Source organism: Rhizobium sp. BK049 (assembly GCF_014193135.1).
GTDB lineage: Bacteria > Pseudomonadota > Alphaproteobacteria > Rhizobiales > Rhizobiaceae > Rhizobium.
Window position 1 is genome coordinate 153624 of the sequence record NZ_JACHYV010000005.1, and the last position, 14201, is coordinate 167824.

At 61.6% G+C, this 14201-nt stretch carries 12 protein-coding genes and 2 pseudogenes; 7 read left to right on the forward strand and 7 right to left on the reverse strand.

Annotated elements, in window-relative coordinates:
- The first annotated feature begins 156 nt into the window (after positions 1 to 156).
- From FHT70_RS07445 to FHT70_RS07475, 7 genes and pseudogenes are all read left to right on the forward strand, one after another.
- Positions 157 to 1227, forward strand: coding sequence for a LacI family DNA-binding transcriptional regulator (locus FHT70_RS07445; RefSeq protein ID WP_183699953.1), 1071 nt, complete (start codon positions 157 to 159; stop codon positions 1225 to 1227).
- 199 nt (positions 1228 to 1426) lie between these two features.
- Positions 1427 to 3301 carry an adenylate/guanylate cyclase domain-containing protein gene (locus FHT70_RS07450; protein ID WP_183699955.1) on the forward strand — a complete coding sequence of 625 codons (1875 nt, stop codon included), beginning with the start codon at positions 1427 to 1429 and terminating at the stop codon, positions 3299 to 3301.
- 96 nt (positions 3302 to 3397) lie between these two features.
- Positions 3398 to 4729: a hypothetical protein gene (locus tag FHT70_RS07455; RefSeq protein ID WP_183699958.1), complete on the forward strand. Its 1332-nt coding sequence runs from the start codon at positions 3398 to 3400 to the stop codon at positions 4727 to 4729.
- 8 nt (positions 4730 to 4737) lie between these two features.
- Entirely contained in the window at positions 4738 to 5343 is a 606-nt protein-coding gene (locus FHT70_RS07460; protein ID WP_097599174.1) for a hypothetical protein, read from the forward strand.
- A gap of 30 nt (positions 5344 to 5373) precedes the next feature.
- Positions 5374 to 5748 carry a hypothetical protein gene (locus FHT70_RS07465; protein ID WP_183699960.1) on the forward strand — a complete coding sequence of 125 codons (375 nt, stop codon included), beginning with the start codon at positions 5374 to 5376 and terminating at the stop codon, positions 5746 to 5748.
- Positions 5749 to 5957: 209 nt separating this feature from the next.
- A pseudogene (locus tag FHT70_RS07470) lies at positions 5958 to 6041 on the forward strand (S-adenosylmethionine--2-demethylmenaquinone methyltransferase); the annotation flags it as partial.
- Between the two features lie 100 nt (positions 6042 to 6141).
- Positions 6142 to 7326, forward strand: coding sequence for a hypothetical protein (locus FHT70_RS07475; protein WP_183699962.1), 1185 nt, complete (start codon positions 6142 to 6144; stop codon positions 7324 to 7326).
- Here FHT70_RS07475 and FHT70_RS07480 read toward each other — a convergent pair.
- The 7 genes and pseudogenes from FHT70_RS07480 to FHT70_RS07510 form a co-directional block, all read right to left on the reverse strand.
- On the reverse strand, positions 7323 to 8336 hold the full coding sequence (locus FHT70_RS07480; RefSeq protein ID WP_183699964.1) for a succinylglutamate desuccinylase/aspartoacylase family protein: 1014 nt from the start codon (positions 8334 to 8336) through the stop codon (positions 7323 to 7325). The genes FHT70_RS07475 and FHT70_RS07480 overlap by 4 nt on opposite strands.
- Before the next feature lie 31 nt (positions 8337 to 8367).
- Entirely contained in the window at positions 8368 to 8712 is a 345-nt protein-coding gene (locus tag FHT70_RS07485; protein ID WP_183699966.1) for a RidA family protein, read from the reverse strand.
- A gap of 37 nt (positions 8713 to 8749) precedes the next feature.
- The gene (locus FHT70_RS07490; RefSeq protein WP_183699968.1) at positions 8750 to 10060 is read right to left on the reverse strand and encodes an alanine racemase; all 1311 of its coding nucleotides are present in this window, start codon (positions 10058 to 10060) and stop codon (positions 8750 to 8752) included.
- Positions 10053 to 11009 carry an amidohydrolase family protein gene (locus FHT70_RS07495; protein WP_183699970.1) on the reverse strand — a complete coding sequence of 319 codons (957 nt, stop codon included), beginning with the start codon at positions 11007 to 11009 and terminating at the stop codon, positions 10053 to 10055. Before FHT70_RS07495 ends, FHT70_RS07490 begins: the two co-directional genes overlap by 8 nt.
- Complete coding sequence (locus FHT70_RS07500; protein WP_183699972.1) at positions 11006 to 11947, reverse strand: ABC transporter permease; 942 nt, start codon at positions 11945 to 11947, stop codon at positions 11006 to 11008. The genes FHT70_RS07495 and FHT70_RS07500 overlap by 4 nt, the downstream gene beginning before the upstream one ends.
- Positions 11944 to 12906: an ABC transporter permease gene (locus FHT70_RS07505; protein WP_183699974.1), complete on the reverse strand. Its 963-nt coding sequence runs from the start codon at positions 12904 to 12906 to the stop codon at positions 11944 to 11946. The genes FHT70_RS07500 and FHT70_RS07505 overlap by 4 nt, the downstream gene beginning before the upstream one ends.
- Positions 12903 to 14189, reverse strand: a pseudogene (locus tag FHT70_RS07510) (sugar ABC transporter ATP-binding protein); the annotation flags it as partial. The pseudogene FHT70_RS07510 and the gene FHT70_RS07505, both read right to left, overlap by 4 nt.
- Positions 14190 to 14201 lie beyond the last annotated feature (12 nt).

Consider the following 14201-nt stretch of genomic DNA (forward strand, 5'->3'; position numbering starts at 1 on the left):
CATGCATTTTCAAAGCATTAAAAACGGCAATCGTTTGCCATGCACAAATGATAGCCAAGCTGGTTTTTTAAGCAAGCGATTTTTGGCAAACGTTTGCTATAAATTGTCACCTGCCTTAGAATCGCAAATCGAAGCATCCGGGAGGCGGAATTAAAGGTGAATAAAAACAAAGATGTGGCGGTAGAAGAGCCGTCCGGCGCGTTGATGGCTGACGTTGCGCGGCTCGCCGGTGTCGCGATATCGACGGTCAGCAGGGCGCTTGCCAATCCCGGACGGGTCAACGAGAAGACCCGCGCCAAGATCAATGCGGCCGCTAGGCAACTCGGCTACACGCCGAACGCGATGGCGCGCGGCCTGAGGGTTGGAAAATCGAACATCATCATGATCATCCTGCCGGGATCGCTTTATTATGGCGTCTCCCAAATCATTCCTCAGGTCCTGCAGAGCATCAATAAGACGCTGATCCAGGGCGGCTATAACCTGATGATCGCCAACCTTGATCGCGACGAGGCCTCCGAGCGACACATTCTGGATCTCGCCTTCGGCGGCAGCGTGCGCGGCGCCATCATCCTGTCGTCGAAGCTACCGGAGGTCGAGGGGCGTTCGCTGGCAAATTCCGGCCTGCCGATCGTGTCGATGCTGCTCGACATGAGCGATGCGGGCCTGCAGAGCGTCGTTACCAACGATCGCGAGGCTGTGCGCGACGTCACGGCCGAGCTGGTCCGGCTGGGGCATAGGCGGTTCTTCTATCTTGCCGGCCCTGAAGGCAATTATCACGATGTCGAGCGCTATGGCGGCGTGCTCGAGGCGCTCGATGCAGCCGGCTTACCACAGCAGGCGGTGCGTCGCTCGGGCGGTCGGCTCGATTATCAGCACGGCTTCGACATCGGCGTTCAGGCGGCGGACGATTTCACGAAGCTGGCCGAAAAACCAACGGCGGTTATCGCCACCAGCGATGACATGGCCATTTCATTCATCAGCCGCATCAAGCGTGCAGGCTTGTGCATCCCCGATGATCTGTCCGTCGTCTCCTTCGACGGCTCGCCGGTCTGCGAATTCTCCGCGCCGCCACTCTCAACGATCGAGCAGCCGGTGGAAGAGATGGGCCGCGCGGCGGTGGAACTCCTGCTCGACACCATTGGCCGGGCGCAAAACCCGGCAAAGCTGCGCACCGTCATCCGCAGCAGGCTTATCCTGCGGGAGAGCATCGCCGCTGCGAAGACTTGACAATGCCGGAACCGGCGGCCTCTCTTTATGAGGGGCCGCACCATCAATTCTGAAGCTCCACTCAAATCATCAAGCGGCTCCGGCGGTTCATACAACCGAGCGGGAGATTTTAGTTGTCAGTAATACAATCGTCCGGCAACATTACTGGCTAGCTTCTTGAACTGAATAGTATTGCCACCAGCACGTTGAGGAGACGGGCATGTGCGCAGAGCTTGTTGAACGTCGGCTGGCGGCTATTCTGGCTGCCGATGTGGTGGGCTATAGCCGTCTTCTGGAAGCCAATGAAGAGGAGACGCTCAACGCCCTTCGTCAGCATCGCCGGGAACTCTTCGATCCTGCTGTCGCAACCCATGGCGGACATATAATCAAGGTCATGGGCGATGGTTTTCTGGTCGAATTCGGCAGCGTGCTGAGTGCGGCACGCTGCGCTGTCGAAATCCAGCGCGGCATGCTGGAGCGCAACATAGGGATTCCAGCGGACAGGCACTTTGCGTTCCGCATAGGCTTGAATCTCGGCGACATCGTCTTCGATGAAGATGACTTTCATGGGGACGGCATTAATGTCGCGGTCCGGCTGCAAGCTCTTGCAGCCCCTGGCGGTATTGCCTGTTCGGCGGCCGTGCGCCACGAAGTCGCCAACAAGCTCGGCCTCGGTTTCGCAGACCAGGGTGCCATGACCGTCAAGAATATATCCCGACCGGTCCATGTCTATTTTGCCGATTGGGGCAATGCCCCCTCTAGCGAAGAGATTCCGCTTACGGCAGGCGGACACACACGGGCGCCCTTCAACAAGCCGTCGGTTGCAGTTCTGCCATTCGCCAACATCAGCAACGATCCCGAGCAGGATTTCTTCAGCGACGGCATCACCGAAGATCTCATCACTGATCTGTCGAATGTTTCAGGCCTGTTCGTCCTAAGCCGCAACACTGTCTTTACGTGGAAAGGCCGGAGCGAAAACCTCCAACGTATCGCTGCCGAACTCGGCGTTGCCTATATCGTGGAGGGCAGCGTCCGCAAGGCAGCAAACCACGTCCGGATCAATGCGGAATTGATTGAAGCAGCCAGCGACGGCCATGTCTGGGCCGCGCGTTACGACCGCGACCTGACCGACATTTTCGAAATGCAAGACGAGATCGTGAAGGCAATCGTCGGGCAGCTCAAGGTCAAGCTGCTGCCGGAGGAGAAGCGGGCAATCGAGCAGGCGCCGACAGAGAGCGTTGAGGCCTATACGCATTTCCTCCGGGGGCGCGAATACTACCATATTGCCTCACGCTCCAACCATCTGATGGCCAGGCAGAGCTTCGCCAGAGCCATCGAACTGGATCCGGGTTATGCCCGCGCCTATGCCGGCATCGCGGTCTGCGATGCGCGCCTGCGGTCGCAGTTCGGCGCTGAAATTCCGGTGGAGGATATTCTTGCAAACACGGCGACGGCGCTCGTTATCGATCCCAATCTGGCGGAGGCCTATGCGGCCAAGGGATTTGCTTTGGCGGTGGCCGGCAATCGCACCGAGGCAGTTTCCGCATTCGAACAAGCTTTGTCGCTCGACGCCAATTGCCACGAGGCGAACCGCTACTATGCCGAATTTTGCGTGACCGACGGTCAGTTCGAACTTGCGGCTACGCACTTTCAGCGGGCGATGGAAATCAAACCTGCCGACTATGGTGCACCGATCATGCTTGTGAACGTCTTGCGTTCACTCGGGCAAATAGACAAGGCCAGCAGCTATGCGAGGATCGCGTTGAAAAGGGCGGAAGAGGAACTGCGGCTCCATCCGGAGAATGCCAATGTTGCCTGCCTCGGAGCGACGGCCCTTGCCTTCCTCGGTGTTCGCGACACCGCACTGGAATGGTTGGCGCGCTCCCTGGCGACGGATCCCGATGACATAAACATTCAGTACAACGCCGCCTGCACCTATGCACTGCTTGGCGAGATCGATCGGGCGATAGACTTGCTTGAAGTCTGGATGCCGCAAGTCGGTATCGAAATGCGGCTCTGGTTCAAGAATGATTCCGATCTCGATCCCATCCGCAGCCACCCGCGTTATTTGAAACTGGTTTCTCTGTCTGAATAACGCCCCTAATACTATTTTATTACTTGCTAAATCTGCCGCGAGCGTCGAATGTCAACTTAAACTGGCAATCATGAAAGTCTTTTGAGGGGGGAGCGGATGGGCACCCGGTTCAGACTTTTTGTGCAGCCTCCCTTTGAAGATGCTCGGTCCAGTCCCGAGATTGTCGAAGTGTCGTCTCCGTTGGGCAGCCTGACCGCTGGTCCGGCCGACGATCGCATGTTTGTTGTTGAGCCGGTCGGCAAAATCTCTCCCTATGGCGTAAACCACGGCCCGCTCGGAACGCCGTATATGTCCCTTCCGCCCTGGACCGGCAAAATCCTCGAGCCGGCCAATCCCGACGGGGGCGGCAATTTCGACCATCTCCGACCTTCGATGCCCGGTTTCGAAGCCGCACATGTCTTCGGCTGCGTCCGGTTCACACTCGATGTCTGGGAGCGCTATCTCGGCCAGCCGCTTACGTGGCATTTTCGCGATCATTACGACCGATTGGAAATCTCCATCTTGCCGCAGTGGGACAATGCTCAGTACGGCTACGGCTTTCTTGAAGTCGGCAGCCAGTTCGAGAAGGACGGGCGCATCCTCCCCTTCAGCCTGGACTTCGACGTCATCGCCCACGAGGTGGGACACGCGATCATATTCAGCGTCCTCGGCGTACCGCGCCCGGGAACCGAGTATCCGGAATATCTCGGTTTCCAGGAGGCCTTCTCCGACTGCGTGTCGCTGATCGCTGCCATGCATTTTCCATCGGTGATCGATAATGTTCTTGAGGAGACGTGCGGCAACCTTTACCGGGCAAATCGCCTGGCGCGTTTTTCGGAATTTTCGCCGCATCGCCAGATTCGTTCGGCAAACAACAAACGGACGATGGCCGAGTTCACTCGTGGCTGGAAGGACGAACACGAGCTCTCGCAACCGCTCACCGGTGCGGTATTCGATATACTCGTCGATATCTTCCACGAGAGCCTGGTGGCGCGAGGTCTTATCTCGCGGGCCGTCGAAGATCTCTCCGATATTGCCGAGTTCGATCCGACTGCCGAGGCACCCGTACAGCGCGCTTTCGACCGCGCTTTTGGGCGGAACCCGGATGGATTTGTCGAAGCGCTGCTCGATGCACGAGACATCGCCGGCACATATCTGGCCGAAACCTTGTGGGCTCTCGCACCCGATTTTCTGGACTACGGCGACGTCGCGGAAACGATGCTTGCAGTTGATCGGAAGGAAAGTGGCGGCCAATTCGCGGGGATCATCACCGGAAATTTCGGGCAACGGGCGATCGGCGAGCTACACGCCGGCGCGCCTCTCAAGGGTAGCGAGCATCGCAGCCATTTTCACTCTGCGCGAATATTGCTGCCGAGAGATCATCTGAAGCTTCCGAAGATGAGCTATCGCGAGAAAGTTCTGCTGTCGACATTAGCTAGGAGTCAATGATCACAGAGATGGAGGGAGAAGTGGCAGACAATGAAACTTTACTAGGCATATCATCGATACATCTGTTCGGACGTCCGCTGAGCGATCTGATCCTTAGAGGAGGCCCCATTTATCAGAATCTAAGCGTACCAATAGCGGGAAGAAATAATTTTCTGAGAGACCAGCTTGGTGCAGCTGACGCGGTTCTGGCGCGAATCTTCGCCTTCTCCTTCGAGGGGGCGTTCGTTGAACTTGGTCGACCAGCGATCTTCGTTGTCCACGGCCCGGGAGCCGACCCTGACGATCCGCCGCCGAGGAACGTGGGTGGCGATATCGAGTATGACAGATTGTATCGGGCTCCTGGTTCGAGCGCGCGAACCGGCCTTGGCTCCCAATTCGGAGCACTCGCCAAGGACATGAGGGTCTGGATTTATGACAAGGGCGACGTCTCGATGAGACTGGATGCTGAAACAGGAACCCTCGAGCAAATCCTTCTGTCGGCCGAGGTTTCCTCTGACCCCCGTGGGATGGCGAGCGGCGCGATGTCCAGATCGGGCGGCGCCTTGTCCCGTTCCGGTGGCGTAATGTCAAGATCAGGCGGGTTCATTCCTCGAAGATCAGGCGATAACGAGTAATCCAAGTTAAGACGGATGAGGGAGGATCATATGCCCGCCGCAAACCCTAAAGTTAAAATCGAGCGCCTCGAGCCGGAAACCGTCGTTGCGCCATTACTTGTTCGAACGCCCTTTAAAATAATAGGCTCCGGTCTCAGCAACAAGATATATGTCTATATCTCTACTCAGCCAGACGGGAGTGACGACGTTTCAAACCCAACTGGCAGCGACGAGAAAGAAACCTATAAAATCAAGATAGATACCGACGGCTCCGCGACGAGCACAGACAAAGTGTTGTCGCTCATTGTTAAACCGGAACTAGATGCCGGCCCGTTCGACGAAAAAACTGAGTTCTGGATTGCCATAAAACTGGATGACATGAAGGGCAAAGTTGAAGCGACACGAAAAACATTCAAACTTGTCTAACTCGAGACTACAATCGATCGCAGATTGAGGGCCTACGGGCCTTAAGCGCTTTGGTCTCAATAGCGCCGGCTGCCATCACGGCGTCCGGTGCTATGTCCCCACAGGGCGCGGATTGCGCTCCATCAAAACTTCGTCTGACCCCATCAGTCGGCGCGCCGTGCTACGAAAATCACAACACCGGGCGATCTGAATCTTCGGCTATGCCCGGTGCCTACAAGGCGGGCAAATCGGTCATCGAGGTCAGCAATCTGGCGCCGGTGCTGAAAGCCAAGGGCCTCGTCGTGGACATCTGACGAACGACGGAGGGCTCCAAGGGCTCATGCTCTAAGATCGGTCTGGACACTATTATGGACACATGTTCTATAAAGTGGACAGATTTGACGGGAGCGCGCCATGCATCTATCCATGTGGACTTACCCCTGGGACATCCAGGACCAGGGACTCGACGCGTTTGCCGCCGAGCTTACCGGCCGGGCGGGCCTCACCACGATCAGCCTGGCGACCTCCTATCATGCTGGCCGTTTCCTGCAGCCGCGCAGCCCGCAGCAGAAGGCCTATTTTCCCGAGGACGGGACGGTCTACTTCTGGCCGGATGAAAGCCTGTGGCAGGACAAGGTGATCCGGCCGCTGATGGCCAGCAATGTGACCGAGCGCGGCGATATGCTGGAAGCACTCGTCAGCGATCGGGAGGCGACTGGTCTAAAGGTGTCCTGCTGGACGGTCTGCCTCCACAATAGCCGCCTCGGCATGCTGCATCCCGACCACGTGACGCGCAACGCCTTCGGCAATCCCAACTATTACAATCTTTGCCCCTCCAGCCCGGCGGCGCGGGATTATGCCGTCACCCTTGTCCGCGACATCACGGTGAATTACCAGCCCGACATGGTGGAACTCGAAAGCCCGAACTTCATGGGCTTCGCGCATGAATATCATCACGAGAAAGACGGCGTCGGCCTGAATGCCGAAGACGATTTCCTGCTGTCGCTCTGCTTCTGCGACCATTGCACGACGCGTGCCGTAAAGTCCGGCGTTCCGGTCGAAGGCGCGCGGCGATTGGTGGCGGGCCTTATTGCGGAACTCTGCGAACGGGCCGTGCCGGAACGGCAGTTCCCGGATTTTCCGGCAGCTGGCATCGATGCCTTCCGCAGCCATCCCGATCTCTATGCCTATCTCGCCTGGCGCAGCGAACCGGTGACCAGTCTGATCGGCGAGATCAAGGCGGCGGCCGATCCGGCGACCCGTATCGTGCTGATCGACTTGAAGGATGGCTGGCTCGGCGGCGTCGATCTTGCAGCGGTCGGCAGGCTCTGCGACGGGGCTATTCTCTGTTGCTACGACATGGAGCCCAATGCCGTCGGTGATGTCATCCGCACCGGCCGGGCGGCACTTGGATCGGAGAAATTCCTCGGGGTCGGCCTGCGTGTCTTCTATCCCGAAGTCGGCGAAGCCGCGGTGCTGACCGCCCGCGCCAAGGCCGCCGTCGATGCTGGCGCCGACGGCGTGAATTTCTACAATTACGGCCTCATCCCGGCAAAACGGCTCGACTGGGTCAGGGCGGCAGTCGCCTCCATCAGCTAGGCCGCGATGGGCTCGGCAACCTGGATCAGACAGTCGCCCGCCTGGCTGTCGCAATGCAGCCGATGGGAAATGACGATGCCGCTCTCGGCAAAACGCAGCTCTTCCTCCGGCTGCTCAAGGCGTTCCAGGTCGTGATACCATCCGGCGAGATCGCCGGCCGAGACGGTGGCGCCGAGGGCGGCGGCAGGCTCGAACCAGCCTCTGCGATTGGCGTAGATGCCCTGGCTGTGCCGGGACAGCGAAAGCAGCTGCAACGGTCCCGGCTGCGGGAACGGAGCGCGGGTGAGGACTGGGCGTTCGACGATGCCGAGCGTCACGAGCAGGCGGTCGATCGCCGCCGCCGTGAAGGCCATTGTCGCGGGCGTCACGGTTCCGCCGCCGCCAAATTCGCCGGAAAGCCCGATCGTCCCCGCCCGTGCGGCAGCACCCATCGATGTCGGTGCCGCCGGCCCGTTATCTGCGATGAAGGCATAGGACGCGCCGAGCGCCCGCATCAGCGACACGGACCGCTCGAAGCGGGCGGCATCGGCCTGTCGCTCGATCAGTGCGCATGGCAGGTGCGCCATCGACGTGCCGCCCGAATGCAGGTCGAGCACGACGTCGTGGCGCGGAAAGAGTTCACCTTCGAGGAAATGCGCCATCCGCGCTGTCGGTGATCCCAGAGGATCGCCAGGAAAGGCGCGGTTGAGGTTGCCGCCGTCGAAGGGCGAACAGCGCTTGGCCGCCATCACCGCCGGCAGGTTCGCCATCGGCAGAATGGTGACGGCGCCGCTTATTTCCGTAACGTCCAACAGCCGCATCAGCCGGCCGAGTTGCAGTTCACCCTCGTATTCGTCACCGTGGTTGCCCGCCATCAGCAGCAGAGACGGGCCCTCGCCATTCCTGAGATGGAGGACCGGGATGCGGATCTGATAATAGGGCGAACGGTCTACCGAATAAGGAATGGCGAGTTGGCCGGCCTGCCGGCCCTCGCGCGAGAAGTCGATCGGATTGACAATGCCGCTGTGCATCATGTCTCCAGTCCGGGCGGTTACTTCGCCCTCAGAGCGCGGCGATCGCGGTCATTTCGACGCGCAAATCGGGATCGGCGAGGCGTGCTTCGGTGCAGGCGCGCGCCGGCGGGTTTTCGATGTCGATCCAGCGGTCGTAAACGCCGTTCATCGCCTCGAAATCGGTAATCGCCGGCAGGAAGACGTCGACGGCGAGGAGGCGCGATCGGTCCGTACCGGCTTCCTTCAAAAGGGCGTCGATCTTGGCGAGCACATCGCGGGTCTGCTCCTCGATCCCAGCCTTGCGATTTTCCGCGACCTGGCCGGCAATATAGACGAGACCGCCATAGCTGACGGCTTGGCTCATTCGCGAACCTTTCTGATAACGTTGGATCATGGGCAGGTTTTCCTTTTCTTGCTTTTGAAGGGAGAATTCAGCCGAAGCTTGTGAGATAGGCGGCCGTCACCGAATGGTCTGGCTCGAGACCATAGAGAATGGCGTGGCGGTCAAGGCAGGTGCAGGGATGCGAGATGCCGAACTCGATGACGTCGCCGACGCAGACGTCGCTCCCTTCGGGAAGAGCGACGAAGGCGTGCTGATCGTTGAGGCGGAAAACCTCGGTGCCCTTGAGGTCGCCGAGATATGATCGATCGCGATAGAGCGCCAGCGGCCGCGGCAGCCCCTGGTCCATCGCCACGTCGCGCAGGCCCATGCCTGCGATCGCAAGCCGCGGCTCCGGCCGCGACAGGACCTCCGCCCAGACTCGCAGCGCCGGACGAAAACCCGCCGCCGCCGAAAGCGTCTCGCGGCCGATACGGAAGCCGCCGCGCGCATCGAGGCCGGCAAGGCCGCGCTCGTAGACGCCGTGATCGTGGAAGAAGATGGCGCCGCTTCGCAGGATCAGCCGGCAGGCCGGATCGGCGGCAACCGCGGCTGAAAGCCCGGCGATCACGAGATCGAAAAACACCGAGCCGCCTGATGTCACAAGAAGCGGTCGGTCAGGGCCTGTGCGGGCGCGCACCTTCGACAGAAAATCTGCCGTCATTGCCATCAGAGCCTCGATGCGAACAATTGTCTCTGCCGCATCGGCGGTCGCGGCAGCACCTTCATAGGCGGCAATGCCGCTCAACCGGAAGGTCGACGTCTCGGCGGCAAGAATTGCATCGAGAACTGCCTCAGCGGCAGCGGCGCTGCGGATGCCGGCCCGGCCCGCGCCGAGCTCCACCAGCAGGCCCAGAGGCGGCAGGTCCGTACGCTCTCGCCACGCCGACCGGAGCGCTTCGACGAGTGCCGCCGAATCCACGAAGATGTGGAGTTCGGCATCGGCATACCGGCCGAGCAAAGCCGCGAGCCGTCGGGCGGCTGCCGCCCCGCCGATCTCGTTGGCGAGGATCAGGCGGCGCTGTCCCGCCTCGAGCAGCACGGCGGCCTGGCGGATATCGGCGACCGTGGCGCCCCAGGCGCCAGCCGCCACAAGCGCGTCCGCGAGCGCCGTCGACATCGGCGTCTTGGCATGCGGAGCGATTTCGGCATCGTGGCTTTTTACATAAGCGATCATCAGGTCGACATTGGCAGAGAAGGCCTGCCGGTCGAGCGAGATCAGCGGCAGAGCCATCCTGCCGTCATAAGGCTTCCAGCCCTGTTTGCCGATTTCCGAGAGCGGAAGCGGTGGATGACCCGGCGCAAAGCCCCGCACCCGCTCATCGATCAGCACGTTTTCCCACACAGCATGAAGGTCAGACATGGCAGCCCCTCCCGGCGTCGGCCGGGTCGGCGATCCCGAGACGGTAGGTATCGTTGGCGGTGGCGAAGAACAGGGCGCGCTGGTCGTCCGGAGAAAGCCGCGAGGCGACCGTACGGAAAACCCCATAGACCTCGTCGAAAGAGGCGTGCAGACCTGCGACCGGAAAATCGCTCGCAAACATCGAACGTTCAGGCCCGAAACAATCGAGGCAATGCTCGATCACCGGCCGCAGGCTCTCAAGCGTCCAGTTATTGTCGTAGGCGACGAGATCGGAAATCTTCAGGCGCATGTTGGGTTCTTTACCGAGTGCCCGCAGGCCACGGCGCCAGAGCGTCATGCCATCCTGCGTCCGGTCGACGGGGCTTCCGCCGTGGTTGAGGACGAAAAGCGTCTCCGGAAAGGCCTGTACGAGCTCAAGCGCTTCATCCATCTGCCAGGGATAAAGCATCAGGTCGAAGACCAGCCCCAGCCGCGTGGCATGCGCAAGCCCCGCCCGCCAGACAGGATCGCTCATGCGATCCGGACTCGACGCAAAACTCTTCGCTGCATCGGCATGCCAGCTGAGAATATCGCGGATGCCGACGACATTGGGATTTTCAGCCTCCGCCTCGATCAGGCGCAGGGCGTCCGGCCGGTCGAGGGCAATGCCGGCGACATAACGGTGCGCCACGCCGGAGCCGCGGTCGAGGCCATCCAGCCAACGGCTCTCCTCCAGCGGGTAGGCAACGGACCAGCCGGCCTCGACATGAACGGTCGCAACCACGTTCTGGCGCGCGGCGTCGGCGCGATAATCGTCGATGCCATAGTCGCGCAGGATCGATGCCAAGCTCCCGAACACCATCCCTTCATCTGATACCCGCGCCTTCTGAAGCCAGGGATGACGCTGCAGGCCGAGATCCCAGAGATGGTGGTGCGGGTCGATCACCGGCCCGTCGTAACCTCCCGTCATCGGCGCGCCTCCCGGCCGGAAACGAGCAGAAGGGCGAGGATCAGCGTGCCGAACATGATCGACCGCCAGCCGGGCGAGGCGTTGACGACGGTGATCAGCGCCGTCGCCGTCACCAGCAGGATCGCTCCCGGAATGGTCCCGGCATAGGTGCCGCGCCCGCCGAGGATTGAAGTGCCGCCGAGCACGACGGCGGCGATCGAGGTCAACAGATAGGGATCGCCAATGCCGACATAACCCTGCCGGTTCATGCCGAGCACCAGAATGCCGGCAACCCCTGCGAAAAGGCCCGACAGAGTATGGGCGATCAGTGTGTTGCGCGTGACGCTGACGCCGGAAAGCCGGGCCGCCAGCGGGTTGGCTCCAAGCGCGAGGAAACGGGCGCCGATCGGCATGCGGTGGACGAGCAGGAGGACGACGACCGCCACGGCGAGCCACAGAAGGATGCCCGAGGGGATGCCGAGCGGCCGCGACTGCCCGAGCATGATGACTGCGGGATTGCTGACGGTGACGGCGCTGCCGCCGGCGACGATGACGAGCAGGCCCTGCAGGAAGGTCGCCATGGCAAGTGTCATGATGATCGGCGGGACGCGGAGATAGGTGGCACCTGCGCCGTTCATCAAGCCAATGCCGGTGGCAATGGCAAGCGCCGCCGCGATGCCGGCAAGGCCGGTCGGATCCCATGCCGGCGAAATCAGCGGCAGCAGGATGGCCGTGACTGTAATAACAGCGCCGACGGAAAGATCGATGCCGCCCATCAGGATGACGAGCGTCTGCCCCGCGGCGACGATGCCGATCACCGCGGCGAGCTCGAGAAGGTAGCGCAAATGGCCGTAGGCGCCGAAGCCGCGCAGCGTAAAGCTTGCGACGATCCAGACGAGCGCCACCAGAAGAAATGTCAGCAGCGGCGGGTTGCGGAACGTCGATCGGATGATGTTCAACGTCTTGCCCTCCACGCGCCGAGAAGTTCCGGAACGGCGACCGCGCCGACGATGATCAGGCCTTGAGCGACATATTGCGCGACGGGCGGGAAGCCGAGGAAGAACATGACGTTGATCATGACCGAGAGCAGCAGGCTGCCGCAAATCGCGCCGCGCATCGTGCCCTTGCCGCCGAGGAAGCCGACGCCGCCGAGCACGGCGGCGGCGATCGAGTTCAGCGTGAAGGGTGTGCCGATCACGGGATCGCCGGAGCCGGTCTGCGCCGCGACGAAGAGGCCGGTCAGTGCTGCCAGCAGACCGGAGAGAGCGAAAGCCGTGACCTTCACTCGTTCGACCGGGACGCCGGAACGGAATGCACCGATAGGATTGTCGCCGGCTGCATAGATGCCGAGGCCGAGCGGCGTGGCCAGAAAAAGTTTCCAAAGCGCCAGGATCACCAAAAGCATTAGAAAGGCGATGGGTGTATGGCCGGCCAGCACCGTAGACAACCAGTCGGGAATGGCGCCACCTGGCCGCGGCAGCAGGATGAGGGCGACGCCGCTGATGATGAAGGAGCCGGCGAGCGTGACGATGATCGCAGGAAGCCTCAAATAGGTGACGATGGCGCCGGTAGCGGCGCCGATCGCGAAGCCGGCGGCGGCGACCGCGAGTATGCCGCCCGGAACACCAAGCGCCCCTTCCATCGTCGTCGCGGCGATGACCGCGCCGAGGCTGACGAGCGGCCCAATCGCCAATGTGATGCCGCCGTTCAGCATGAGCAGCGCCTGCGCCATGGTGACGAGTGCGAGCGGGAACCAGTTCTGGGTGAACTTCGAGAAGCCGCCGATCGAAAGGATGCCGGGAAAGAGCATCGCATAGAGGATGAGAAAGGCCGTGACGACAAGGTAGAGGCCGGCGAGGCCGCGATTGCGGCGCATCTGGATGGAGGGATAGAGCCGGGATTGGGAATTGGTGTTCATGCCGCCTCTCCCTGTGCCGTGGTCGTGACGCCCATAGCCGCACCGACGATCGCTCCTTCGCTGATCTCATCCTGCGACAGCATCGCCGCGACGCGTCCTTCGCGGAGAACAACGACACGATCGCAGAGATGCACGAGTTCGGGCGTATCGGAACTGGCGAGTATGACGAGCCGCCCTTCGGCGGCGAAGGCGCGGAGCATGAGATAGATCTCCCGCTTGGTCTCGATGTCGACGCCGCGAGTGGGATCGTTGAGCAGCAGAACGGACGGATCGAGCGGCAGCCATTTGGCAAGCGACACCTTCTGCTGGTTTCCGCCGGAAAGCGCCTGCACCGGGCGGGCCGTATCACCCTTGATCATCAGCCGGCGCGCGAGATCGGCGACGAGGCCGGTTTCCGCCTGCCGGTCGCGAAGGCCCTTGGCGGCAAGCCGTCCGAGCGAAGGCAGGATGAGATTGGATGCGATGGAATGCGGCAGCACCAGCCCCTCATGCTTGCGGTCGGCCGGGACATAGACGATGCCCGCGGCATTCGCCTCGCCGACATCGGCGGGCAGGCTCGATTTGCCGGAGACTTCCGCCCGGGCGGCTGCGGCCGGAATGGCGCCGTAGAGGCCAAGCAGCAGATCTTCCTGCCCTTGACCCACAAGCCCGCCGATGCCGACGATCTCGCCGGCGCGGGCGGAGAAAGCGATGTCTTGCACCATGCCAGCGGAAAAGCCTTCGACGCTGATGCGCATGACACCGGGCGTGGCGGCCCCGCGCGGCGGGAACAGGTCGCCGGGCTCGCGGCCGACCATGAGACGCACCAGCCCTTCGCCATCGATGCCGGAAAGCGACTGATCTGCAGTGACGCCACCATCTTTCAGCACCGTAACATGCGAGCAGAGCGCCTGCACCTCGTTGAGGCGGTGGGAAATATAGAGGAGCGCCATGCCGCGCCCCTTGAGCGTCTCGATCAATCGGGCGAGGACGCCGGCTTCATGGGCCGAGAGCGACGAGGTAGGCTCGTCCAGAATGAGCACGCGCGGCTTGCGAAACAGCGCCTTGGCGATCTCCACCATCTGGCGGCGGCCGAGCGCCAGCTCGGCAACCGGCATGTCGAGCGGTTCGGTAAGCCCCACCATATCGCAAACTTCTTGCACGCCGCGATGAAGCGCCCCGTAATCGATGAGGCCGAACCTGCGCGGGAACGCGCCAAGCCCGATATTTTCGGCAATCGACAGGCTGGCGGTCAGGCTCAGCTCCTGCTGCACCACTGCGATGCCGGCCGCGCGCGCTGCCGCCGTCATGACGGC

Coding starts and splice junctions, on each gene's coding strand:
- FHT70_RS07450 (WP_183699955.1), top strand. CDS start 1,427: ATGTGCGCAGAGCTTGTTGAACGTCGGCTGGCGGCTATTCTGGCTGCC.
- FHT70_RS07455 (WP_183699958.1), top strand. CDS start 3,398: ATGGGCACCCGGTTCAGACTTTTTGTGCAGCCTCCCTTTGAAGATGCT.
- FHT70_RS07460 (WP_097599174.1), top strand. CDS start 4,738: ATGGAGGGAGAAGTGGCAGACAATGAAACTTTACTAGGCATATCATCG.
- FHT70_RS07465 (WP_183699960.1), top strand. CDS start 5,374: ATGCCCGCCGCAAACCCTAAAGTTAAAATCGAGCGCCTCGAGCCGGAA.
- FHT70_RS07475 (WP_183699962.1), top strand. CDS start 6,142: ATGCATCTATCCATGTGGACTTACCCCTGGGACATCCAGGACCAGGGA.
- FHT70_RS07480 (WP_183699964.1), bottom strand. CDS start 8,336: ATGCACAGCGGCATTGTCAATCCGATCGACTTCTCGCGCGAGGGCCGG.
- FHT70_RS07485 (WP_183699966.1), bottom strand. CDS start 8,712: ATGATCCAACGTTATCAGAAAGGTTCGCGAATGAGCCAAGCCGTCAGC.
- FHT70_RS07490 (WP_183699968.1), bottom strand. CDS start 10,060: ATGTCTGACCTTCATGCTGTGTGGGAAAACGTGCTGATCGATGAGCGG.
- FHT70_RS07495 (WP_183699970.1), bottom strand. CDS start 11,009: ATGACGGGAGGTTACGACGGGCCGGTGATCGACCCGCACCACCATCTC.
- FHT70_RS07505 (WP_183699974.1), bottom strand. CDS start 12,906: ATGAACACCAATTCCCAATCCCGGCTCTATCCCTCCATCCAGATGCGC.